24 protein-coding genes are annotated in these 23,201 nt (G+C 62.7%); 12 read left to right on the forward strand and 12 right to left on the reverse strand.

The features are described from left to right. Window positions 1-268: 268 nt before the first annotated feature. Genes ACZ5AC_RS13055 through ACZ5AC_RS13065 form a run of 3 tightly spaced genes read right to left on the reverse strand, consistent with a single transcriptional unit; the run spans window position 269 to window position 911 of the window. Complete coding sequence (locus ACZ5AC_RS13055; protein WP_464248038.1) at window positions 269-427, reverse strand: hypothetical protein; 159 nt, start codon at window positions 425-427, stop codon at window positions 269-271. Next, window positions 424-642 (reverse strand): helix-turn-helix domain-containing protein, encoded by a 219-nt coding sequence (locus tag ACZ5AC_RS13060; RefSeq protein WP_464248039.1) that lies wholly within the window; start codon window positions 640-642, stop codon window positions 424-426. Before ACZ5AC_RS13060 ends, ACZ5AC_RS13055 begins: the two co-directional genes overlap by 4 nt. Continuing rightward, complete coding sequence (locus tag ACZ5AC_RS13065; RefSeq protein WP_464248040.1) at window positions 639-911, reverse strand: hypothetical protein; 273 nt, start codon at window positions 909-911, stop codon at window positions 639-641. The genes ACZ5AC_RS13060 and ACZ5AC_RS13065 overlap by 4 nt, the downstream gene beginning before the upstream one ends. 335 nt (window positions 912-1,246) lie before the next feature. Here ACZ5AC_RS13065 and ACZ5AC_RS13070 point away from each other — a divergent pair, with 335 nt between their 5' ends. From ACZ5AC_RS13070 to ACZ5AC_RS13090, 5 genes are all read left to right on the forward strand, one after another. Next, the gene (locus tag ACZ5AC_RS13070; protein ID WP_464248041.1) at window positions 1,247-1,948 is read left to right on the forward strand and encodes a helix-turn-helix domain-containing protein; all 702 of its coding nucleotides are present in this window, start codon (window positions 1,247-1,249) and stop codon (window positions 1,946-1,948) included. Window positions 1,949-2,074: 126 nt separating this feature from the next. After that, entirely contained in the window at window positions 2,075-2,341 is a 267-nt protein-coding gene (locus tag ACZ5AC_RS13075; protein WP_464248042.1) for a hypothetical protein, read from the forward strand. Window positions 2,342-2,695: 354 nt separating this feature from the next. Further along, window positions 2,696-2,974, forward strand: a complete 279-nt coding sequence (locus tag ACZ5AC_RS13080) for a type II toxin-antitoxin system RelE/ParE family toxin (RefSeq protein WP_464248043.1) — start codon at window positions 2,696-2,698, stop codon at window positions 2,972-2,974. 8 nt (window positions 2,975-2,982) lie between these two features. Further along, entirely contained in the window at window positions 2,983-3,297 is a 315-nt protein-coding gene (locus tag ACZ5AC_RS13085; protein WP_464248044.1) for a HigA family addiction module antitoxin, read from the forward strand. Beyond that, window positions 3,219-3,437: a helix-turn-helix domain-containing protein gene (locus tag ACZ5AC_RS13090; protein ID WP_464248045.1), complete on the forward strand. Its 219-nt coding sequence runs from the start codon at window positions 3,219-3,221 to the stop codon at window positions 3,435-3,437. Before ACZ5AC_RS13085 ends, ACZ5AC_RS13090 begins: the two co-directional genes overlap by 79 nt. 119 nt (window positions 3,438-3,556) lie before the next feature. Here ACZ5AC_RS13090 and ACZ5AC_RS13095 read toward each other — a convergent pair whose 3' ends face one another. After that, on the reverse strand, window positions 3,557-4,888 hold the full coding sequence (locus tag ACZ5AC_RS13095; RefSeq protein WP_464248046.1) for a hemolysin family protein: 1,332 nt from the start codon (window positions 4,886-4,888) through the stop codon (window positions 3,557-3,559). A 528-nt stretch (window positions 4,889-5,416) separates the two neighbouring features. On the opposite strand from ACZ5AC_RS13095, the gene ACZ5AC_RS13100 reads away from it, so the two are divergent. Beyond that, window positions 5,417-7,093: a methyl-accepting chemotaxis protein gene (locus ACZ5AC_RS13100; protein ID WP_464248047.1), complete on the forward strand. Its 1,677-nt coding sequence runs from the start codon at window positions 5,417-5,419 to the stop codon at window positions 7,091-7,093. Window positions 7,094-7,192: 99 nt separating this feature from the next. Here the strand turns inward: ACZ5AC_RS13100 and ACZ5AC_RS13105 are convergent, their stop codons facing one another. The 4 genes from ACZ5AC_RS13105 to pspA all read right to left on the reverse strand — a co-directional run bounded on the left by ACZ5AC_RS13105 (window position 7,193) and on the right by pspA (window position 9,184). Then, window positions 7,193-7,762, reverse strand: coding sequence for a hypothetical protein (locus tag ACZ5AC_RS13105; RefSeq protein WP_464248048.1), 570 nt, complete (start codon window positions 7,760-7,762; stop codon window positions 7,193-7,195). A 24-nt stretch (window positions 7,763-7,786) separates the two neighbouring features. Beyond that, window positions 7,787-8,227, reverse strand: coding sequence for an envelope stress response membrane protein PspC (gene pspC, locus ACZ5AC_RS13110; protein ID WP_464248049.1), 441 nt, complete (start codon window positions 8,225-8,227; stop codon window positions 7,787-7,789). Continuing rightward, complete coding sequence (locus ACZ5AC_RS13115; RefSeq protein WP_464248050.1) at window positions 8,224-8,451, reverse strand: hypothetical protein; 228 nt, start codon at window positions 8,449-8,451, stop codon at window positions 8,224-8,226. The genes pspC and ACZ5AC_RS13115 overlap by 4 nt, the downstream gene beginning before the upstream one ends. A gap of 73 nt (window positions 8,452-8,524) precedes the next feature. Next, entirely contained in the window at window positions 8,525-9,184 is a 660-nt protein-coding gene (gene pspA, locus ACZ5AC_RS13120; RefSeq protein WP_464248051.1) for a phage shock protein PspA, read from the reverse strand. A gap of 171 nt (window positions 9,185-9,355) precedes the next feature. Between pspA and pspF the strand changes: the two genes are divergently transcribed. Further along, the gene (pspF, locus tag ACZ5AC_RS13125) at window positions 9,356-10,375 is read left to right on the forward strand and encodes a phage shock protein operon transcriptional activator (protein WP_464248052.1); all 1,020 of its coding nucleotides are present in this window, start codon (window positions 9,356-9,358) and stop codon (window positions 10,373-10,375) included. A gap of 34 nt (window positions 10,376-10,409) precedes the next feature. On the opposite strand, the gene ACZ5AC_RS13130 is transcribed toward pspF, so the two are convergent. Continuing rightward, a complete protein-coding gene (locus ACZ5AC_RS13130) occupies window positions 10,410-11,834 on the reverse strand; it encodes a ferredoxin reductase family protein (RefSeq protein ID WP_464248053.1) in 1,425 nt (474 codons plus the stop codon). Between the two features lie 144 nt (window positions 11,835-11,978). Beyond that, on the reverse strand, window positions 11,979-12,485 hold the full coding sequence (gene pal, locus ACZ5AC_RS13135; protein ID WP_459827771.1) for a peptidoglycan-associated lipoprotein Pal: 507 nt from the start codon (window positions 12,483-12,485) through the stop codon (window positions 11,979-11,981). A gap of 295 nt (window positions 12,486-12,780) precedes the next feature. Here pal and ACZ5AC_RS13140 point away from each other — a divergent pair, with 295 nt between their 5' ends. From ACZ5AC_RS13140 to ACZ5AC_RS13155, 4 genes are read left to right on the forward strand one after another with little or no spacing between them, the layout of a single operon-like run. Continuing rightward, window positions 12,781-13,221: a universal stress protein gene (locus ACZ5AC_RS13140; protein WP_464248054.1), complete on the forward strand. Its 441-nt coding sequence runs from the start codon at window positions 12,781-12,783 to the stop codon at window positions 13,219-13,221. 40 nt (window positions 13,222-13,261) lie between these two features. Beyond that, window positions 13,262-14,083 carry an amino acid ABC transporter permease gene (locus tag ACZ5AC_RS13145; RefSeq protein ID WP_464248055.1) on the forward strand — a complete coding sequence of 274 codons (822 nt, stop codon included), beginning with the start codon at window positions 13,262-13,264 and terminating at the stop codon, window positions 14,081-14,083. Beyond that, window positions 14,071-14,877 (forward strand): transporter substrate-binding domain-containing protein, encoded by an 807-nt coding sequence (locus ACZ5AC_RS13150; protein WP_464248056.1) that lies wholly within the window; start codon window positions 14,071-14,073, stop codon window positions 14,875-14,877. Before ACZ5AC_RS13145 ends, ACZ5AC_RS13150 begins: the two co-directional genes overlap by 13 nt. A gap of 8 nt (window positions 14,878-14,885) precedes the next feature. Continuing rightward, a complete protein-coding gene (locus ACZ5AC_RS13155) occupies window positions 14,886-15,791 on the forward strand; it encodes an amino acid ABC transporter permease (protein ID WP_464248057.1) in 906 nt (301 codons plus the stop codon). 8 nt (window positions 15,792-15,799) lie between these two features. Here ACZ5AC_RS13155 and ACZ5AC_RS13160 read toward each other — a convergent pair whose 3' ends face one another. Further along, the gene (locus ACZ5AC_RS13160) at window positions 15,800-18,421 is read right to left on the reverse strand and encodes a TonB-dependent receptor plug domain-containing protein (RefSeq protein WP_464248058.1); all 2,622 of its coding nucleotides are present in this window, start codon (window positions 18,419-18,421) and stop codon (window positions 15,800-15,802) included. A gap of 198 nt (window positions 18,422-18,619) precedes the next feature. On the opposite strand from ACZ5AC_RS13160, the gene ACZ5AC_RS13165 reads away from it, so the two are divergent. Beyond that, complete coding sequence (locus ACZ5AC_RS13165; protein ID WP_464248059.1) at window positions 18,620-21,526, forward strand: diguanylate cyclase; 2,907 nt, start codon at window positions 18,620-18,622, stop codon at window positions 21,524-21,526. Here ACZ5AC_RS13165 and ACZ5AC_RS13170 read toward each other — a convergent pair. Continuing rightward, a complete protein-coding gene (locus ACZ5AC_RS13170) occupies window positions 21,506-23,164 on the reverse strand; it encodes a radical SAM protein (RefSeq protein WP_464248060.1) in 1,659 nt (552 codons plus the stop codon). The genes ACZ5AC_RS13165 and ACZ5AC_RS13170 overlap by 21 nt on opposite strands. Window positions 23,165-23,201: the final 37 nt, after the last annotated feature.

The following is a 23,201-nucleotide window of genomic DNA, read 5'->3' on the forward strand; positions in this document are numbered from 1 at the left end:
AACAAACTCCAGAACTTACGCCACCCAGCCTTGCCGCCTCTGACCTGGTAGTGGGCCGTGCTCGCCTCCCAGAGATCGACATCCCAATTCCCGGCGCTCTTCCAATCATCCTCGCCGAGCTGCAGAACCACCCCGGCGTCATCCGGGACCGTCTCAACAACACAGTCGCAACTCTCGCCTGGAAAGGGCCTTCTGATTTGAACATTCAACATGGAAACCTCCCTTTGGTTTATGAATGATGCCGCCGGAGCCACCGGCGTCACCTGACTCACTTCGTCGAATCTTGCCGCATCCGCGCGGCCATCTCGCTCCACCCGTCGCGCACGCTGCACCGGTCTTGATCGCACGGCTGCGCCTCTTTCTTCGGGGCCCGCTTCAGACCAAGCACCAGGCAGATCCAGCGGATGATTTCTTTCAACATGCTCATGCCGCCCGCACCTCCTCGTATTTCGTGCCCCGGAAATAGGCCCTGGGGCACCCCTTCAAGATCAAGTGCTCGGCGATCCGCCGTGAATCGCTCTTTCCGCGCAGCCATGCGCTGACCATCTGCCTGGACACGCCCAGTTCGCTGGCCAGGGCCGCCGGAGTGATTTCCTGCAGGACCATCCACGCTTTGATTTTGAGGGAAGTGTCTTTATTCATATCCCGAAATTCCCCTTTATTCCGCGCAGTTTAGCGGCAATCTTTCGCTCCTCGACGATCGTCTTCCCCAGCTCGGCAAAGGACCTCGTCTCCTCGTCGGCCAGCCCCTGGCCCGTTCCGTCCAGGACCGCCGAGACAAGGCCGTAATCTCCAGTCACAACGCAAAACGCCGTCACGTATTCGAGCGGGAAACGCCAATCGCGCTTGCTTTCGGCGCACCAGTTGTCCAGGTGCGCACGGGTGATGGGTTCGCCGGTCAACCTAGACATCTCTGCGGCCACGTCCTCCCTGGACAACCCGCATGAGGAAAGGCCGGACGTCAGAGCCTCGTGCACGGCGTCCTTGCGGGCCAACATCCCGGCACGAAAGGAGTTTGAGCGGCCCCTAAACATCGGAAGGGGAAGCTGCTTGGCGGTTGCGTCAGAAGGGGGGCGTTTTTTCGACATAGACTGGCAAACTTTAGTTGGTTATTGGTTGCTAAGTGCGCCTTGCGTTTTTCAACTAACTGATGTCGGAGTAAACCAACGATTCAACCAATGTCAAGGCAGTTTTAAAGTCGTAGTTCAAAATTCTGAAACGTTGTCTTAAATTTCGATAAAATAAAATGAATTCAGACAGTAAAGATAAAAATAACAGCCCGAATATGAGTTCGGAGTTTATGTCGGAGTTTAAGGACCAAACTCCGACATCCTTCGACGCCATTTTTTCCAGGCTTCAGGAGGCAATTGGCTCCACAAAAGATTCCGCTCTTGCGGTCGCGCTGGGCATTACGCCGCAATCTGTCTACGGGCAGAAAAAGAAGGGCCAGATCCCGGACAGCTGGTATGTCAAAATCGCGGAAGGGTACGGAGTGTCTATCAAGTGGCTCAAGACTGGGGAGGGCGAAAAACGCGTAAATAGAGGCGCTGCAGAGGAGCTGGCCTACATGGCCCAGGGCCACGTCGCCAGAGACCTAGCCATGAAGATGCCCGGAATTGGCTTCCCGATGTCGAGCACATATAATGACCATGAGGATTTCGACTTCGCTGAGGTCATGGCCCAAACCATCGACATCCTGAAATCGAAGACCGTGTACACGACGGCGATCGTCAGTAATATAAAGGCCTTCCACAAGGCCATCACCACTGAGCAGCAGATCGAGAACATGCAGGGGCAACTGAATCAGGCCCTCGCTTCGTTTGCGTCGTTCCAGGACCAGCTCGACAAGACCAATCAGGTCCTAGCCAGCCTGCGGCACGAGAACGAGCAACTCCGCCAGGAACTGGAGCAATCCCGCGCTGGATCAGCGCTTTCGGACACGGGTTAACCTCTGGCACCATGCACTGACGCGGCAACGCGCCTGGGAGCGAATCGGCAACGTCATCCACGCGGCCGGGTGTTGGGAAGCCATAGGGTGGAGGAACGCAGGGGCCCTGCTACCGGCGGCAGCCTGATGTCTGACACGCCACCTACAACAGCAACAATTTTTGCACGCCGTCAGACGCAAAAAAGCCCTTCGTTTTGTGTCACTATCGACACGACCGAAGGGCTTTCAATTCTCATTTTGCGTGAAAATCAGGCCGGAAAATCGCCAAAATTCTCAACTCATTCTCCGCCCCGAAAATTTCCGACCCGCCGCCCGCCAGCCCGCACCCAGCAAGCATTCGTCAAGCAACCGGCCACCTCAACCCGCTCATCCTCTCATTCTCATTTCTCGTGACCCCCCATACAGGGCGTAGCGGTTGCCGATCAGCAGTCCGATGGACTGAGGCTTCGGGGTCAAGACCTGGGCTCTGCTGGGTCTCTGAGACCAAGAACTGCCCTATTTCAGTTCTTTCCATTCACCATTCACCACTCACCATTCACTACTTTCTTTTCTCCCCGCTCTACCCTGCCAGCTACGCACTTGATCGAATTTCTACACGAAGTGGACCCTGATAACTTCTGCATCCGCCATATCCTCGCTGACGCGCATTAAACCGCGCAGTTCAGAAAATATGGCATGATCGGTTTTGTGGTTTTCATTCGAGCAGGTGATCGGCTTTGACAGCCATAACCAACATGGTTACAAAACATGATAAAGACATTCGCACACAAGGGGCTTGAAGCATTTTTCAGAACGGGCTCGACAAAGGGGATTCAAGCCAAGCACGCATTCAAACTGTCATTGATACTTGACCGACTTGATGCCGCAACCTCCCTTCGAGACGTTCATTTCCCAGGCTCGGGGCTTCACCCTCTCCAGGGCAACCTCACTGGCCATTGGTCGGTCAGGGTTTCAGGCAACTGGCGGGTGACGTTCCGACTCGAAGATGGTGACGTTCACGTCGTCAATTATCTCGACTATCACTAGGAGGCCGCATGCAGACCAGAACCCGCAAACCTACGCACCCGGGCCGCATCATAGAGCACCACTATATGAAGCCTATGAATCTGACCGTCACGGCCCTGGCTGCGCACCTGGGCATATCCCGGAAGCACCTTTCCAACCTCGTCAACGAAAAGGTGGGGATAACCTCAGATATGGCCATGCGCCTTTCCCGCGCCTTTGGCACTTCTCCCGACCTGTGGATGAACATGCAGAAGTCTCGGGATCTATGGGAAGCAGAACACGAGCGCACCGACTGGGAGACCGTGAAACCTTTGCCCGGAGTGCACGGGGTCTGCGCGGGTTGACACAGGCTGCCCCGGCCGCCGCCATCGGCGTCCACAAATCCCATATCTCCGGCATGGAGCGAGGCGTCCGCCCCATTGGCAAGGCCATGGCCAAAAAGCTTGGCCACGCACTGGTGATGAATTGGCGGATATTTTTGTAGCGACCTAAATGGAATGGGGAAAGTCAGCGGCATCTGCACGACCCGCCTTCGCAATGGCAGCCCCCGCGGCGAACTTAAGTCCGTCAACCCGCGGAAGCCGCAGGGGAGCCCCGCCGCGGTCAATCCAGCCCGGTGTTTTCCCCCGTGTCCCCGAGCGGCTCGGCAGGAACTTTCGAAACCAGGATCTTGTCGATCCGCTGCCCGTCCATGTCCACGATCTCGAACCTGAAGCCATGATGATCTACATGGTCGGCTTCGGCGGGCATGCCGTCGAGGTGGTGCAGCATGAAGCCGCTGATGGTGTTGAAGCCCGGCGCAGGCTGGTCGGTGTGCACGTCCAGGCCGAGGCGGTCGATGACATCGTAATACGGGGCGTGGGCGTCCACGAGGAGGGAGCCGTCCTCGCGCTCCAGGATTTCTGGGTTCTCGAAAGGGTCTTCCCTGATTTCGCCGATCAGGGACTCGAGGATGTCCATCGGCGTGACCAGGCCCTGGATGTCGCCGTACTCGTCGATGACGATGGCGATCCTGTTGCCGGTCTCCCTGAAGTTCCGAAGGAGGGACAGGGCCGGGAACGACTCCTGGATGAAGATCGGCTCCTGCAGCACGCTGCGCAGTCCCTGTGCGTCGGGCCTTTTGCCGTAGAGGTCCTTCACTGCGACGAAGCCGACGAGGTTGTCCGGGGAACCGTCGACCACGGGGTACGACGAATGATTGGCCTCGCGCATGACATCCACGTTCTTCTCCGTCCCGTCGGCCAGGTCGAGCTGCACGATGCGCGAACGGTGGGTCATGACGGCCGACACGCGCAGGTCCGCGAAGCGCATGACGCGGTGGAGCATGTCCTTCTCCTGCGCCTCGATGACGCCGCGCACCCGGGCCTCGTCGATGACGGACCGGACGTCGTCGTCCGTGAACACGTTCCCGTCGTCGCGGATCCCGAACAGCCTGCTCAGGGCCCGGACATTGTGCGAGATGACGGCCACGACGGGCCTGGCCGCAATCTGCACGAGCCTGATGATTGGGGCGATGGCCTTGGCCGAGGAGTTCGGGGAAAAGAGGGCGATCCGCTTGGGCAGGAGCTCCCCGAAGATGAGCGTCAGATAGGTGATGGCCGAAACCGTGACGAAAACGGCCACGCCTTCGGCCATCTCCACGGACAGGCCCGCCGCCTCCGCGATCCTCGCCGCCAGAACCTCAGAGATCGTGGCGCCGCTGAACACGCCCGTCAGGATGCCAATGAGCGTGATGCCCACCTGGACCGCCGACATGAAGCCCTCGGGATGGCCGGCCAGCTCGAGGACCATGCCCGCCCTGGCGCTGCCCCTTCGGGCCTCCTTTTTGAGCTGGTGCCGCCTGGACGTCAGGACGGCGATCTCGGACATGGAGAAGATCCCGTTGATCCCGATCAGCAGGGCGATAAAGCATATTTCGAGAACAAGAACAGACATTCGTCAACCTCACTTTTGCCAGGCTTCGGTTGCTCCGCACGGGTGCCGCACCCGCACATATGACCTCTCCGGGCGTTGGAGGCAAGCGGCATCCCGCCCGGACGACATGCTTGGCCGCGATGCGCGAGGCTTCACCAAACGGCTCTTTCGTACCGGCACCGCATGCACCGGCCTGGCCGGCGCACCGTGCCGCCTCGACACTGCTCCCGTCATCCGATCACGCGCCATGAAGAATCATTACGTGCGCGCGACACTCCGCCACAGGAGGCGATGCCGAGGACTGCGTTCAGGCGTTGCATACAATACAATGGATATTTCTCAATAAAATCCTTGTGCGCGGATTTCCGCTCGTGTACACGTTGCAAAATTTATTTTCTATCACACATCTTGCAGCGCTGAATGGGAGCGTATCACGATTTTACATCATCAAGACACAAAACAATCACTATTATCGATAGAGCACGAGATGGGCCCAACGGAAACGGAACCTCTTTCAGCAACATCATCCAGCGAACAACCGGTAAACGCATGAACATGAAAATCAGAACCAAGCTCGTCCTCATTGTATTCCTTCTGTGGCTCTCTGGGTCGGCACTTCTTGTTTTTCTGTCATACAACACCGCCAGAGAACAGCAGATAGAAAGCATCCGGGCCAGGGTCCGCGACTATGCCGCCTTGGGCGCCATGAGCGTCCCGGCCGAAGACCACGCCCGGCTTCTGGCTCCTGAAGACGAGGAGGGCGAGGCGTACGCCCGGATCGCCGAGACCCTTCGCGGCATCAAGGCCAACAGCTCGGACATCGAGTTCGTCTACACGTTCAGGCGCAACGACGACGGGTCCATCGTCTTCGTCGTCGACGCCGACGAGGAGGACAAATCCCACCTGGGCGAGGTCTATGACGACGCGACCCCCCTCATGGCGCAGGCGGCCCGGGATCTTTCCGCCCCGGCGGTGGAAGAGGATTTCTACGAGGACCAGTGGGGGACGTTCCTGAGCGCCTACGCGCCCATCCGGACCCCGGACGGGAAGCTGGACGCCGTCATCGGCGTGGACATCTCCGCCGGGAGCGTCCATGCCATGTCCATGACGCTGCTTTGGCACATGGCCCTCTGTTTCGCCGCCATCACCGCTGCCATGATCCCCGGCATCTTCCTCTTCGCCAGGAACATGGTCCGGCCCATCACCGGCTGCGTGGAATTCACGAACCACCTCGCCCAAGGGGACTTCTCCCAGGACGTCCCTGCCGGGATACTCGCGCGAGCGGACGAAATCGGCGACCTGGGTCGGGCCTACGGCTCCATGATCGCCAACACCAGGGGGCTCCTGCGCAACATGCATGAAGGCGTGCAGACCCTGACCGCCTCCGTGGAGAATTTCTCCACCTTCGCCGCCCAGACCACATCCGGCATCCACACCCTGTCCGACAACGCCACCGCCGTGACGGCCGCAGCTCGGGAAATGAACGCCGGCACTGTTTCCGTGGCCGCGAGCATGGAGCAGACCTCGACCAATCTCGCATCCGTGGCCGGTGCCACCGAAGAGATGACCTCCACCATCGCCGAGATCGCGGAAAACTCCGAACGGGCCCGCGTGACGACCGACAGCGCCTCCGCCCAGGTCCAAAGCTTCGCCAGGGTGCTGCGGGAGCTCGGCGCTTCGGCCGACGAAATCGGAAAGGTCACCGCGACCATCGCCGACATATCCAGCCAGACCAACCTGCTGGCCCTGAACGCCACCATCGAGGCGGCCCGGGCCGGCGACGCCGGCAAAGGCTTCGCCGTGGTCGCCAACGAGATCAAGGAACTGGCCCGTCAGGCCGCGCAGGCCACGGACGACATCAGGGCCAGGATAGAATCCATCCAGGGCGCGACGGGAAGCGCCGTGGCCAACATCGAGGACATCGTGCGGGTCATCGGCGACGTGAACGGCTTCGTGGTGTCCGTTGCGGCGTCCATCGAAGAACAGTCGGCGGTGACCCGCGAACTGGCTTCGAACATCGCCGAGGCCACCGGCGGCGTCCGGGACGCCAACGGGCGGACGGCGAACATGTCGGCCGCCTCGGGAGAGATCGCCGCGGACATCGCCGCGGTGGACGCAGTCGCTTCCGACATCCGCTCCGGCTGCTCGCTGGTCCGCGACAACCTCTCGGATCTGGCCAGGCTGGCCGCGCAACTGCGGGAGATGGTCGGCCGCTTCACGATTTAGGCAAGGGGCGCAAAAAAATGGACGCCGCGGCCGGTCAGAGGCGACCGGCCGCGGCGTCATGCGTTTCCGAGGAAAAGAATTCCTGCCGAGGGAGGGGTATTAGACGGCCGTTTCCCGCGGCTTGTCCTGCGGCTGGGGCTTTGGGGAGGGCCCGGTCCCGTTGTGCGGTTCGACCATCTCGAGCCATTCGAGAAACGGCATGAGAAAGCGCATGAACTCCCCGACGGGCACGCCCTTGTCCTGCAGCCAGCGGAAGAAGGCCTCGGGAATGCCGGTCAGCTCGGCGGCCATGCGGATGCCTTCCTCGCGCCAGTCCTCGAGCTTTCGGTCCTGCCCCTGCTCGGCCGCGGCCAGGACGACCAAGCCGTGCGGATGCACGCGGCCCGCCCCGGAATCATGCTCCGCCAGCGAACCGGGAGCGACCCCTTCGCTCACGAGAACGCCCCGCGCTGATGCGGGCACCATGCCTGACACCTGGCGGCCATGTTCGAGCAGGCCTCCCGGTACGGACGTCACGGCCCGGGAATCGTTCCAAGACACGGCCGCCACGCCCAGTGACGCGACAATGACCGCGCCGGCGAGTAGACGGAGCGGCCAGGCCGCACCGCCCTGCCGGCGGGTGAAGTTGTCGCCCTGCGGCGTGTCACCGTCGCTGCGTGTTCCCCTCATGCTTTCTCCGGGGTTAAACGATGCTCAACTCCGCATGCGGCGCTCCCACTGGAAATCGCGGCTGGTGACCACGTCCTCCATGCGCCGAAGCCTCCTGTCCAGGCTCTCGAACTTGCGCTTGATGCGCTCCAGGGCGCCAGTCCGCGAGGTGGAGTAGGAATCGTAGAATTCCTGCTCGTCGGTATTGTGGATGGGCACCACGGGCTCCATCTTCATAACCATGGCCGCGATCAGGTACAAGAGCCCGACGGGCCAGATACCCGTGATCAGGAACAGCACGACCACGATGGCGCGCAGGAGCCCCACCGACAGGTCGAACTGCCGGGCCAATCCCTTGCACACGCCCAGAAACATCCCGTCGCGCGCGCGGTACAGCCTGCGCCTTTCCTCGATGGGCCGGCGCCAGCGCGAGCCGAAGCCCCTCTCGTGGCCCATGCGGTGACTTCCGTATCCGTATGCCTTCATGACTGTCTCTCCTTGTCCTTCTCCAGCAGGATCGTCTCAAGGGTCTCGATGCGCTCTTCCATGCGCGCCAGGCCCTGATACATCTCCTGGATCATCTGCGCCTCGCTTTCGCCCCCCTCCCGGCCGGTGCGCGTGAACAGCCGGATGATCCCGAAGATCACCGCGCCGACCAGCAGAAGGCCCGCCGCCATGAGGATGAAGAAAAAGCTCAAGAGATGTTCCATGCGCGTACTCCTTGGGTGTTCGTCCCTGCGTAGCCGAAGCCGGCGCCCGAGCCAAACACAATTTCACGAACCGTCATTTCTGCCTGGAGGAGCGCATGGCGGCCAACTGCTCCTCGATCTCGTCCCCGCCTTCGAGCAGGGCGAACTCCTGTTCCAGATCGCGCCCGCGGCGGGGCGCCGCCAGATCGGCCTCGGCCTCCATGCGCTCGATGCGCTGCTCGAACTGGTCGAAGCGCATGAGCACCTCGGCGGACTGCGCGCGGGTGGCGTTGGCGCGGGCCTTCAGGCGCTGATCGGCGCGGACCACGCGCTTGGCCAGGCTGCGCTGCCGCTCCTTGGCCGACTCGAGCTTGGCCTCCAGGAGTTCGATATCCTCCCGGGCCTGCTCGATGAGCACGGAAAACCGCTCCACTTCGCGCTCCAGGCCGTCGCAGGCGCGCTCGGCCGAGAGCTTCTCGGCCAGGGCCTCGCGGGCCAGGTCCTCGCGCCCGCGGTCCATGGCCAGGCGGGCCCGCCCGTCCCAAAGCTCCACGCCGGAACGCGTCTGGTCCTGCTCGCGCACGATGCGCTTCTGATCGGCCATGAGCCCGGCGCAGGAGGCCTTCAGCTCCACGAGGGTCTCCTCCATCTCCTGGATCATCAGCCGGATCATCTTTTCGGGCTCCTCGGCCCTGTCCAGCATGGAATTGATGTTCGCGCTGACGATATCCTTGAACCGGGTGAAAATGCTCATCTCGTCCTCCCATTATGCCTGGTGTTGACTGCGTTTGCATCACCCGAAGCACGGCCCGTGCCATGACCCGCCTCGACGCAACATACCGTAAACACAGGACCTCGGCATAAATCTCACCCGAAACACTGGCGATTTATTGCACTACTTGGTCAATTCAACTATTATTTGGCCATGAAAACCACTTCTTCCCGCCCTTCCATGGAAGCCCTCGGCCAATCCGACGCGTTCCTGCGATTCCAGGAACGCCTGTCCAGGGTCGCGCGCGTCGACAGGCCCGTCCTCATAATCGGCGAGCGCGGAACCGGCAAGGAACTCGCCGCCGCGCGGCTGCACTATCTGTCGGCGCGCTGGCAGGGCCCCTTCATCACGCTCAATTGCGCGGCCCTGGCCGGGTCGCTTCTGGACTCGGAACTGTTCGGGCACGAGGCCGGCGCCTTCACCGGTGCCGTGGCCAGGCGCAAGGGGCGCTTCGAGAACGCCGACGGTGGCACCCTCTTTCTGGACGAGATCGCCAACCTGTCCATGGAGGCCCAGGAAAAGATCCTCCGCGTGGCGGAATACGGGACCTTCGACCGCGTCGGGGGCGGCGCGGCCGTCGAGGTCAACGTCCGCCTGATCGGCGCGACCAACGCCGACCTGCCTGCGCGGGCCAGGGAGGGAAAATTCAAGGAGGATCTGCTGGACCGCCTGAGCTTCGAGGTACTGACCATCCCGCCCCTGCGCGAACGCGAGGGGGATGTGGAACTGCTGGCCGGGCATTTCGCCACGCGCATGGCCGTGAGCCTGGGCATGACCGAGCGCCCCGCCTTCTCGGACGAGGCCATGGCGGCCCTGCTGCGCCATGCATGGCCGGGGAATGTACGGGAACTGAAAAACGTGATCGAGCGAGCCGTCTACCGGGCCGAAGGCAATGTGGTGGTCGATGTGGACTTCGACCCGTTCGGATCACCACGCCACGCGGCTGGAGCGCCGGGGCCGCACCCCGGCCCGCCGGACAACGCCCCGGGCGGCATGCCGAATCCGGCCGATCTGGGCCTGCCGCTGCCCGAGGCCCTGCGCCGGGTCGAGGAATCCTACATGCGCACCGCACTGGAGCGAAGCCGCCACAACCAGAAACGCGCCGCGGAACTTCTCGGCCTGACCTACCACCAGTTCCGAGGCCTCTTCAGAAGGCTCAACCCGCGGCCGTAGCGGGAAAGAGCGCGCGACACGCCCACTGCGCGCCCTAAAGCAGATTGAAGTCCTCGACGATGATGCGGTCCGGCGGCACGCCCAGGGCCAGAAACTGAGCCCGCAGACTTTCGATCATCGTCGTCGGGCCGCACAGAAAGACGTTCTTGCCCGCCACCCCGCCGCGCACCCGCGTCTCGACGTACGCAGCTTCCATGCGCCCCTGGCGTGACGAAACGTAGAGTTCGTAGTGGTGCCCCCTGGCCTCGAAAGCCGGGAATCCCCTGAACTGGCTGAGAATGACCTCGTTGCGGATGTCGTTGTCGAAGCTGGCCTGCTCCTGCGTGGAGACCACGTAGAACAGGGATACCGCGGGTGCGCGCCACCCCGCACGGATCTCGGGATGGGCGGCCTGTTCGGCCGCATCGGGCAGCGGTCCGGGCAACCGTTCTCCCGAATGTACGGCCACGTGCCACATGCCCAGAAAAGGGGTGATGCCTATGCCGGCCCCGATGAAGACACAGTCCCGCTCGGCGGCCAGAAAACGATCGCTGAACCGGCCGTAGGGCCCATAGACAGTGACCGGATCACCGGGGGCCAGCGCCGCGAGGCTGCGCGTATGGTCCCCGACCATCCTGATCCCGAGCTTGAAGCGGGATTCGAGGTTGTAGCCGCAGGCGATTGAATACGGGTGGGGCTCGGGTGAAATGCCGGCCCGCTCCACGACCAGGTACACGAACTGGCTGGGCTTGAAGGACATCGCCTTCCCGCGGGGTACGAACGTCACCTCCAGCACGTCGCCGTGCCGCTCGATGCAGTCGACCCTGTAGCAGTGGCGGGGCCCGAGAAAGCGGTACAGAAAACGAATGTAGACATACGCTGCGGCCGCGGCGGCAAGACACCCGAAAATCAATACGCCGAGCACGGGATAGGCCCTGACATCCCTGTTCACCACAAAGACGTGCAGGGCGGCGACCGCCAGGAAAAGGCCGAACCACTCGTGGCTGCGCTTCCAGCGGTGATAGGGAACTCTGACCCACAAGGTCGGCAGCATGAGGCACAGCAGGACCGCAAACGCCGCGACCCCGAGGTTGTGCCCGAGGAGGTAGCTGTCACCGCGCCATTGCTGGAGCCAAAGCATGCGCAGGAAGGCGCCGGCGTCGGGCAGCCTGTCCATGGCCAGAAACACGGGATGCAGCGCAATGAGCCAGAACGCCGTTTTCCCTAGGCGCTTGTGCATCTGGTAGACCTTGTCGAGCCCTCCGAACCAGTCCTCGAAAACCGCGCCGCGGGCCGAAAGGACGAAGCACCAGCACATCATGACCGTGGCCGACAGCGAGGCGGCCTTGGCCGCGTACTTGTAGGGGTTGTCGAACCAGTCGGCGAAATACCACTTGCTGCCGAGCCACACGGCAAGCGTCACGGCCAGGCTGAGATTGACGGGGCTTGATCTGAGGGCGAGCCGGGATGTGGAGAGCATCGTGTCCTGCCTGCGCGACAGGAAGCCGCCGCGGAGCGTCCCGGCAGGGCTCTGGCCATGCGGGGCAAACGACAAAAAAAACCGCACCGGAGGGTGCGGTTATGGAGCCCGCCGCGCGGGGCGGCGGGCACTCGTAAACCGGACCTAGTTCGCGGTGGCCTTGAACTCGCAGCGTCTGTTCTTGGACCAGGCTTCTTCATTGGCGCCGGCGACGGCGGGACGCTCTTCGCCGTAGCTCATGATGCTCAGTCTGGTGGGCTCGATGCCCATCATGACCAGGTAGTCATAGGCGGCGCGGGCGCGGCGCTCGCCGAGAGCCATGTTGTATTCGTTGGTGCCGCGCTCGTCGCAGTGGCCTTCGACCAGCAGGGACAGGGCCGGGAAAGACTTCAGCAGTTCGGACTTCTCGGTCAGGATCTGGCGGGATTCCTCGGTCAGATCGCTCTTGTCGAAGGCGAAGTAGATGCGGTCGGCGCCGATCTTGTCGATGGCCTTGAGCTGGGCGTCATTCACGCCGCTCGGAGCGGCGGCGGAACCTTCGCCGGCGCCGGAGGCGGTGGTGCCGGCCGGGGTGGAGGCCACTTTCTTCGCACAACCGCCGGCCATGGCCAGCGCGAACACCAACATCAGCAGAACAGTCAACTTCCTCATGAGATTCCCCTTTTGCAAAAACAGTTTAAATTGTGAAAAAAAGAAAAAAATCGATGCGTGGGAAAGTACACTATTTCCTTTGCGTTGAATAGATGGAATCTGCATGGTCGCCGCATTTTTTTTGCGAAAAATGACCCGTCGAGCCACAGGCAGCGCCCGCCGCGCCGAGGAGGGCGCAAAAGCGGGTCCGCCATGTTTTCGCCAGCTCATCCTTGCAATGATTTTCAGCTGTGGTAATTTTGCTTCATGGCACAGACCGGATATGCAATTGAAATGATTACCGGGAGGTAGAGCGATGAGCATGTTCAAGAGAATTCTCTGCCCTGTTGATTTTTCGGACGCCAGCGCGGCCATCGCCAGGACGGCCCGCGAGTTCGCCCTCAAGTTCGACGCTGACGTCCTCGTGGTCTACGTGGCGCCGTCCATGATCCAGTACGAGATCTTCGACCTGCCGGCGGCCTCCCTGCCGCAACTCGTCGGCGACATCGTCAGCGGCGCTGAGAAGACCATGGCGGACTTCGTGGCCAAGCACTTCGAGGGCGTCCGCGCCACGGGCAAGGTCGTCAGCGGCGACGCGGCCGAGGCCATCGTCAATCTCGCCGAGGCGGACAAGGCGGACATCATCATCATGGCGACCCACGGCCGGCAGGGCCTGAACCGCCTCCTCTTCGGCTCCGTGGCCGAGAAGGTGGTCAAGACGTCCCCCGTGCCGGTCATGACCCTGCGCCCTGAATAACCTCCTCCCTGCGGCCTCCCGGCCGCAGGGCCCTTTCCCCATGGACACCGGCGCCACCCTCTCCCGCCTGCGCTGCCGCTGCGGCACGCTCTGCTCCGTCTGCGCATACGTCCTAACCATGCTCGGCGTGGCCTGGGCCGTCCTCGGCGGCGCGGAAACCATGGGCTACAACTGGCAGTGGTACCGGGTCCCGCGGTTCATCGTGCTCCCCGACGGAAGCCCCGGGCCACTGCTGCAGGGCGCGGGCGTCACGCTGCTGGTCTCGGGCCTGGGCCTGGCCGGCGCCGCGTTCCTCGCCCTGGGCACCGCGCTGCTGCGCCTCTCGGGCTCCCTGGTCGGCCGGGGCCTGGCCCGCGTCTACCTGGAACTGATCCGCAACACCCCCCTCCTGGTCCAGATATTCTTCATCTACTTCGTCCTCGCCCCGGCCGTGGGTCTTGGCCGCCTGGCCTCGGCAGTGCTGGCCCTCTCGCTGTTCGAAGGGGCCTACGCATCCGAGATCATCCGCGCGGGCATCCTCGCCATCCCGCGGGGACAGTGGGAAGGCGCCCTGAGCCTGGGCATGACCAGGGGCAGCATCTACCGCCAGGTCATCCTGCCCCAGGCCCTGCGCAACGTTCTGCCGCCGCTGACCAGCCAGGGCGTATCCCTCATCAAGGATTCCGCCCTGGTCTCGACCATTGCCATCTACGACCTGACCATGCATGGTCAGGCCATCGTGGCCGAGACCTTTCTCAGCTTTGAAATATGGTTCGTCGTTGCGGCCATTTACCTGCTTTTCACCGGCATCCTGTCGGCGCTGGTCAGACTTTTGGAAAAGCAGTCACCTACACCTCATCTGGAGGACTCATGTACAGAATGATCCTTATGCTGCTGTGCAGCCTGGTTCTCGGAGCGTTCCCCGTCGACGGGCGGGCCGAGGAGAAGAGCGTGCTGGACCAGACCCTCGAGCGCGGGGTGCTGCGCGTGGGCTTCGACACCTTCGTGCCGTGGGCCATGAAGGACAAGAACGGCGAGTACATCGGCTTCGAGATCGACGTGGCCCGCCGCCTTGCCACGGACATGGGCGTACAGGTCGAGTTCGTGCCCACCAAGTGGTCGGGCATCATCCCGGCCCTGCTGACCGGCAAGTTCGACATCATCATCGGAGGCATGGGCATCCAGCCGGCCCGCAACCTCAAGGTCAATTTCAGCAACCCCTACGAGTTCTCGGGCATGTCCATGGTCGCCAGCACTGCGGCCGCTCCGGGCCTGTCCACCCTGGCCGACTTCGACAAACCCGAGATCGTCCTGGCCGCCAAGACCGGCGCCACGTCCGTGGCCGCTGCCAAGAAGCACATGCCGAAGGCCACGGTGCGCATGTTCGACGACGAGGCCCAGGCCCTGCAGGAGGTCCTAAACGGCCGGGCCCACGCCATGGTCGCCTCGGCCCCCTTCCCGGAGCAGCAGGCCATCCGCAACAAGGACAAGCTCTACCTGCCCCTGGCCGGGGACACGTTCACCAAGGAGCCCATCGGCTTCGCCGTGCGCAAGGGCGACACCGACTTCCTGAACTTCCTGAACAACTGGATTCTGGTGGCCGAGTCCGAAGGCTGGCTGGCCGAGCGGTATGACTACTGGTTCAAGACCATGGACTGGGAAGCGCTGATCAAGTGAGGCCAGAAATGCGCCCGGAATCCGGAGGCGCGCCCCACTCGGGGGGGCGCCGCCGGCCGGGCCCGACCCGGCTGGATTTCGTCCTGCTGGGGCTGTTGGCGGCAGGCCTCGCGTACGTCGCCTGGCGGGTGCACGCCCTCGGCGGGACGGCCTGGGAATGGCATGTGCTCGGGCAATATCTGTTGCGGGAGGACGGCCGGCCGGGCCTGCTGCTCCAGGGCGTGTTCACGACCATCCGCCTGACCTGCTGGTCCGCCGTCATAGCCTTGTTCCTGGGCGTTTGGGCCGGCATGGCCCGGACCAGCCCCAGCCTGTACCTGCGGCTGGTGGGCGGCACATACGTAGAGCTGTGCCGCAACATGCCGCCTCTGGTGCTCGTCTTTCTGTGCTATTTCTTCCTGGCCGACCAGATCGCCCCGGCCATAGGCCTGCAAAGCGCCCTGCGCACGGCCCCGGAATGGGTCAAGGCCACGGCCGGCGTGCTCATCGGGCGCATCGACCAGGTCGACGCATTCGTCACGGCGGCCTTCACCCTGGGCCTCTACGAAGGGGCCTATGTCGCGGAAATCGTACGGGGCGGCGTGTCATCGGTCGGCGCGGGGCAGTGGGAGGCGGGACGCGCTCTGGGCTTCCCGCGCCCGCAACTGCTGCTGTTCATCATCATGCCCCAGGCCGTGCGAAACATGATCCCCCCCCTGGCGGGCCAGATCATCTCCACCATCAAGGACTCGGCCATCGTCTCGGTCATCTCCATCCAGGAACTGACCTTCCAGGGCATGCAACTCATGGCCACGACCTACCTGACCATGGAAGTCTGGACCTGCGTGGCCCTGCTGTACTTCATCCTGACCTTCTCCTGCTCCCTGGCCGCGGGGCGGCTGGAACAGCGCCTGCGGAGAAGATACACGGTCTGAACGGCCGTCTAGAATTCGCAGCGGACGCCGGCGTAGTATGCGCGGCCGTATTGGCTGCGCGGGAGCGTATACCCTCCGCCGTCAAGCTCGCTGACGCCCACGTGCCCGTCGGAAGAGAACACGTTGAACACGTCGAGCAGCAGGCTCAGGGTGAACATACTCTCCTTGACCGCATCAAATTCCAGAGAGACGTCCGTCACCAGTCCGCCCGATATGACCCCCTCCATGTAGGCGTCATGGTACTTGCCCTCGGGGCCGATCCATTCTGCGCTCTCCGTCGTGGTCTTGGATGCCGTCGTGCCGTAAGGCGTCTCGTCGGCGGAGCGCTTGTCCGGCCTGATACCGGTCGTCGAATCCCTCCACCGGGAAACGCAATTGACGCGAAATCTGTTGTCCCAGAAACTTCCCAGCCACGAAGCCGTCAGCACCAGAGGAGCGTTGAAGTCTTCGGCCGGCATTTCGTTGCGATCAATGAGCTCGCCATCGAAATACACCTGATCGTAGTCGTACTCATACCCGTTGCTGAGATCGTTCACATTGACGTCGCTGTAAAACGCGCCATTGAAAGTCTTTGTTCTGGACTCCGTTGCACCGAAGGCCAGGATGTGCGTTCCGAAGCGTTGCGTCTCAAAGGCCCGGGACAGGGTGAAGGTGATGCCGTCGTAGGTGCTTTTCCCGTCGTTGGTAAGTTCGTAGACATCCTCGTCGTCTTTGCTGTCCTCAGACAGCTTGCTGATGATCTGGTCGCGGTGATCCCGATGCACGAACTCAAGGCCGTATGTGAAGCCTGCGGCGGCGCCCAAGACGCCCCCCATCAGCTCATCGGAATACGGCGTATCGAGCCCCTTGGCCTGATAGCTTATATCGTCGTCTTCCGTATACGTTACGGTAAGGACTTTTTTCTTGTTGTTCCAGCTTTCGCGCTTCATTTCATAAGGACGCCACCTGTCAAAGGCATAAGCACGGAGCTGCCCTCCGTAATACCGGTTCACGCCGGAAACCAGCCGCAGGCGGCCGTCGCCGAAAACGTCGAACTCACCCTTCAGGCGGTGGGCGACGTCCATGTTCTGGGAATAGTCATCGTGGTCGAGACGCAGTCCCGGGACCAGCGTGAAACGCCCCAACCGCATTTTCGTCTGCAGGTAATAGCCGATGGTGTTGAGCGTCTCCGTCTGATCCGATTCCGGGTACACCGCCTCGAGCCGCAACCAGTTCCCGTTCGTGGGGATCGTCATCGTTCGCACCACGGCGTCCTCGTTCCACATTTCTGTAGTGACGGTGGCCAGATCCAGCCCGGTGGACACCTCCCAGCCCAGAACTCCGCTGCGAACCTCGTCAAACTCCAGGTCGAGGCCGAAATCGACGCCCTGGTTCGTCACGCGGGCATCTCCGAGTCCCCCGCGGAAGTATTCCTCGTCATCGGGCACGCCCGTTCCGCTGAGCTGTTCGCGCTCGTTGACGGCGGAATCCCTGCCGTACCCGTTCCGGGAGTACACAAGCTTGCCGGTCAGCTTGCCCCAGCCCGCCAGGTACGCAGCCTCGCCCGCCAACCGCCAGGCCTTGTTCTCGAGGTCCCAATCGCTGTCCGGCCAACCCGAGCGCCAGCGTTCCTCGACATATGGGGCGTAGGTCGCGTCCAGGCGCAATTCCAGGTCGCGGCTCGGCGTGACGAGCATCTTGGCAAAGAAGTTCTCATTCTTCCGGAACTGATCCTTGACGTGTTCGGAACCGTCGTTCTCCTCGAAGAGCAGCGGGATGACGGACCACCGTCTCGTCGATGAAAGCAGCACGGCCATGTTCTCGCTGACAGGCCCGTCCACGGCGCCCTGCAACACGTAGGTTTTGAAGCGGGGCTGGTTGTCCGAGGACGTCGACTCGTCGTCCACCCCCCGCAGATCGAACCATTCGCTGCGCGTGTGCTGTCCGGAAAGCGTCCCGTGCCATCTGTCCTTCCGCGGATCCTTGAGTTCGGCATCGACCACCCCGCCGACGAAGGATCCGTACTTGGCCGGCACGTTGCTCGTAAAAACCGTCACGGAGTCCAGCAGGCTCGTGTCGTAGAATATGGTCTGGTCCGCGCCGCCGACGTCGAGCCGACTCGGGCCGAATGAATCCCCGTCGGCTCCAAGCCCGATGGGGTTGAGGGAGTTGCTCACGCTCGTCCCGTCTATCAGGAAATTGTTCTCGTAGGGTTTCGCGCCCGCGATGGAAGCGCGGGGAGGGCGGATCTCGCCCGCCGTGAGCGACGAGGGTTCCTCGTTGGAAAACTGCACGCCGGGCACCACCTTGAGGGCCTCTGTCACGGAACCGCTGCGCGATGGCATCGACTGCAGCGCCTGCCCTTCGACGGTGGCTTCCCCGAGTTCGACGCGCTCGGCCACGACCCGGAGCGTCTCAAGGCGGTAGACCGTATCCCCTTGATTCTCCAGTGAATGGGTCGCGTTTTCATCGCCCGGAGAGGGCACGTCATCCCGCGTCGTACGGTTGCCTTCGCCTGCCGCAGTGAGCGGAATGTCGCTGCCGTCTCCCGCTACCTCGCCGGAGACGACGTCCGCGCCCGATGCCCCTCCGCCAGTCAGGAACGTCTGAAAAATCAGGCAAAAAAGAATCCGAAGAAAAACGTTGCGCACTTCGTCCTCATTGGGCATCCCTGACCCGGTATGCTCATAAAATTATACTGATCTACCACTAATCGACCCGTTTGTACGGAAGCAGTCTTGCTGCATGTCATACAAAATATCAATAGTAATATGCGTAGCCTGATTTTTGCTCTCATCCTGCTCATTACGCCCATCGCCGCAAGCGCATTTGAGGATATCCCCCTAGGCGTGGATCAGATCGATGTGTCCTCGAAACGCGCCAGCCACAACACCGTCATCGACGCCGCGCAGGATTCCGACGGGTATATCTGGCTGGCGTCCCTCCCCGGTCTGTACGTGTATGACGGCAACCTCGTGCGCCCGGTTTTGGAGGATGTTCTCGGGGGCACCCGGATCAGGGACATGCATATCGACTCCGACGACACCCTCTGGCTGGGCACCAACTCCGGCGTCCTCTCATATTCGCTGAAAACCCGGACGGCCCGCTGGTATCGCGATACGAATTCGACCGATGGCCTCGCCTCGGACACCGCCCATACCATGTTCGAGGATTCGAGAGGGACGCTGTGGGTCGGGACCGCAATCCGGAAATATGAAGACCTCGAGCAGACGAAAGAGGCTGCGTCGACCTTGCACCGCTACGAACCATCCTTCGACAGGTTCGAGCGGACCGGGAACCTCTCCCTCGGCCCGAACGGCAGAGCCGCAATCCTGCACATTCGCGAAGACGCTCACCGCAACCTGTGGCTGGCCACAGACCAGGGACTCTACCGACTCAACGGGAACCAGGGACCGGCCACGTTCATTCCCCTGTCCACGCACGAAGGGTACTCCGCAAAAAAGATCGCCTTCGACTCCCGCGGCAACCTCTGGGTCAGCGTCTCGAAACGCGGCCTGTGGACGCTGCCGGCCGAATCGGACCGTTTGGAGCTTCACAGGGTGACCGAAATCCAGGGGGACCATATCCAGGACCTTCTAACCGATTCGGATGGGGACATCCTGATATGCAGCAACAAGGGGCTGTTCCGATACGCGGCCATGGACGACAGCTTTTACCGGCATCCATTCTTTTTCTCGGGACAGCCGCGCCAGGATCCCGAGCACGTCATGTCCATCCTGGAGACATCGTCGGGCAACCTCTGGATCGGAACCATCAACCAGGGCGTCCTGCGCCACACGATGCATCCCGGCGCTCGAATAGCCGCGCTGACCGTCGATGAAAGCAAAGCAGGACAAACCTCCGCAAGTCTCGACGACATCCTCCACGTCACGGTCGCCCCGGACTCCCGGATTTATGTCAGCCCCAAAAGCGGAGGCGTATTCAGGTCGCGCGGTCCGGTCACGGCCAACAGGCTGAACCATTCCGCAAAAATCGAACTCGAACCTTTTCTGGAAAAGGCCAAGATCAAGTCCATGGACTGGGCTCCGGACGGTTCGCTCGTGTGCGGTCTGCACAACGCCGTGCTGCGGATCGCCCCCGATGGGTCGACGGAAAGGATCCAGATCGAGCCGAGCCCCGAGACCGTCTTCGTCGATCTGGACATCGAGCATCTGACATGCATGGAGGACGGAAGCTTTTGGGTCGGGACGAAATTCGAGCTTTTTTCGTGGAAGCCAGGCACTCCCGTAAAAAGGTCGGAGGGAGTGAAGCCCGAAAGCGGCCCGATCAGTTGCCTGCATCGTTTTGAGGGCACCGTCTGGGTCGGTCACGGCCAGAACATCACCGTCATCGACGCGGCATCGGGAAAGCGGACCCGGCTTGATGTGCCCCAGGCGGCCTGGACGGACAAAGCCACCATCAAGAGCATCCTCGTCGAAAATTCCGCAACAGCCTGGCTCGCCACGACAAAAAACGTCTTTCGCTTCGACATGCGAACCGGAAACCTGACGCCCGTTCTTACACGGGCCCAGCAGCGGATCCCCCAGGCGCTGTCGTTGTGGCGGAACCCCGACGGCGGCGTCTGGCTGCACACGCAGGACAAGATATACAGGATTTCGGCGGGCTCGGAACGGGCCGATGAGGTCCTGCTCGGCGCGGACCACCCGTCCGTCAGCATTTCCTCCGGCCCGGCCCTCGTGGCCGGGCACGTCCTCGCCTACGGGCACACCGACGGCCTGCTGCTCATCGACCCCGAGAGAATCGTCAGGTCCGGCCGAATCGCCCCGAAAATTTCCGAGGTCCGCATTTTCGGCACGTCACTGCCCGCGACTCGGCTCGGCAGAATTCCCGACCATCTCGATGTGGACCATCACCAGAACTATCTGACCGTCACCTTCTCGCTGCCCGAAGCGAGCACATTCCACCCCCCCCGATTCTTCTACTTCCTCGAGGGCGTGGATTCCGCATGGAACGACGCCGGTTCCCAAACAACCGTCAGCTACGCCCACCTCAAACCGGGCCGTTACGCCCTGCACGTCAAGGACGGATACGACGGCGAGCATATCTCATCCCTGGGCATCGACATCAGGGCGCCGTGGTGGCAGACCGCCTGGGCCAAGGCGGGATACGCGCTGACCTTCGTCCTGGCCCTGCTCACGGCCTCGCGCGTGTTCGCCCATGTGCAGACCACGCGGATCCGCAAGGAGATGCTCGAAACCCTGGTCATGCAGGACCCTCTGACCGAGGTGCCCAACAGGCGCAAGTTCAAGGAGGTGCTGGCCTCCGAGAAGAGCCGCTGCAAACGCAGCAACCATCAGATCTCGGTGCTCATGATCGACATCGACTTCTTCAAGGGGTTCAACGACCGGTTCGGTCATCAGGCGGGAGACAAGGCGTTGAAGCGGGTGGCGCAGAGCGTGAGCTCGGCACTCAGGCGGCCCGAGGATTTCGTGGCCAGGTTCGGCGGGGAGGAGTTCGTGGTGGTGCTGCCGAGCACGAACAGGGCCGGGGCCGAGCGCGTGGCCCAAAAGATTCAGGACGCCATCTTCCTGGCCAACATCCCCTACCCCGGTTCCCCCCTCTCGGACAGGATCACACTGAGCATAGGGATTTCAACCTTCAGCCCGCAAAGCGACCTGCACATCGACTCGGGCCTCTTCTCGGCCGACCAGGCCCTCTACCAGGCCAAACGCAACGGCCGCAACTGCGTCTTCTACAAGGACCACTGCCTGGCGCTAACGCCCGTGCGGCAGTGACAGGAAGTCGTCCATGCCGCACAGCCCGCAGGCCTGACACCCGTCCTGCGGGCATGGCGGCGTGACCATGCCGCGCCCGTACTTGATCCATTCCGAGTACAGAAACTTCCTCGATACCCCGATATCCAGCCGGTCCCATGGAAAAACCGTGTCGCGGTCGGGGTGGCTGCGCAGGACGTCGTGCACCAGGGCGTCGTGCTCCCGCATGGCCGCGGACAGGCCGATTTCCGCCGCGCGTTCCAGGCAGGGGAAGATTTCTTCCCCTCCCCTGGCCAGAAACATCTGCACCCTCGCCTGCGCCGGGTTCTCACCAGCAAAGCGCATGCCCTTGAAGCGTCCCACGATGCCTTTGAATCGCTTCATGGCGGCCTTGAGACGGTCCTCGTCCGGCGTGTCGGCCCACTGCAAGGCCGTCCACGGCTTGGGCACCAGGCAGCTGACCGAGAGGGAGACGAGTTCCACCCCCTTCTTGCGGTTGCCCTGCCCTTCACGGCGGGCGGCATCGACGCAGGCCATGAATTCCTCGAACTCGGCCCAGTCCTCCTCGCTCTCATCCGGCCAGCCCGTGATCATGTAGAGCTTCAGCGTCCCGAACTGCAGGCGGCTGACCCGGGCCACGGCCTCCAGGAAGGCTTCCTCGGAAAAATGCTTGTTCATGGCCCGGCGCAGGCGGCGGCTCGCGCCCTCCAGGGCCAGGGTCACGGAGCGGGTTCCGGTGTGCCGCAGGAAGCCGAGCAATTCGTCCGTCAGTCCATCTGCCCGCAGGGACGACAGGGAAAACTTGACCTTGCGCTCCGCCAGCCAGCGCAGGAAGGGGAGCAGGTCCGGCCAGTCCGTGAGCGCCGTGCCCACGAGGCCGACCTTGTGCGGTTCGCAGCGCTCGACAATCTCCTGCAGCGCGGCCATCTCGGCGTGGCGGGGGGGCTTGTAGATGCTGCCGGCCGCGCAGAAACGGCACCCGTACGGGCACCCGCGGTTGACCTCCAGCAGCAGCATGTCCCGGAACTGGGCCTCGGAACTCACGAAGCAGGAGTAGGCCGGGCTGCCCAAGACATTTGAGGTGCCGACGATGGCCCGCCGCACGGGCTCCTGGCTCAGCCCCGGGACCATGACGCCGGGCAGCGGCGCGACGGACTCCAGGGCCGCCTGCTTCCTGCCGCCATCGACCCAGGTCCTGGCGACACGCTCCACGACGTCGGAGAGCCCGGCTTCGGCTTCGCCGACAAAAAGCCCGTCCAGGGCGGGCAGCATGGGAAAGGGGTTCAGGAAGGCCACGGGCCCGCCGGCCAGGACCACCGGCCAGGACGGGCGGTCCGCCGCGCGGACGGGGATGTCCGCATCCATCAGCAGCTTGAGCGCGTTGGGAAAGTCGCCTTCGAAATTGAGGCTGAAGAGAACGAGGGGGAAGAGGCCCAGGTCGCGTCCGGAGTCGACGGACCTGGGCCTCGGGGAAGTGGAATCCCAGAAAAAACGCTCGACGGCCAGCCGCTCGTTTGCAGCGAGCAGCCGGTAAACCACCTGCCACCCCAGGGTGGAGAGGCCGTGCTCGGCAGCCTCCGGAAAGACCAGGGCCACGGGCAGCCGTCCTCCCCAATCTCGCAGAGGCGGGGACGAACGGCCGCAGTACAGCTCGGACACAATCTCCTCCTGGCGCGCAGGCGGCTCGGGTCGGGGG

It is taken from the genome of Desulfomicrobium aestuarii (assembly GCF_055385525.1).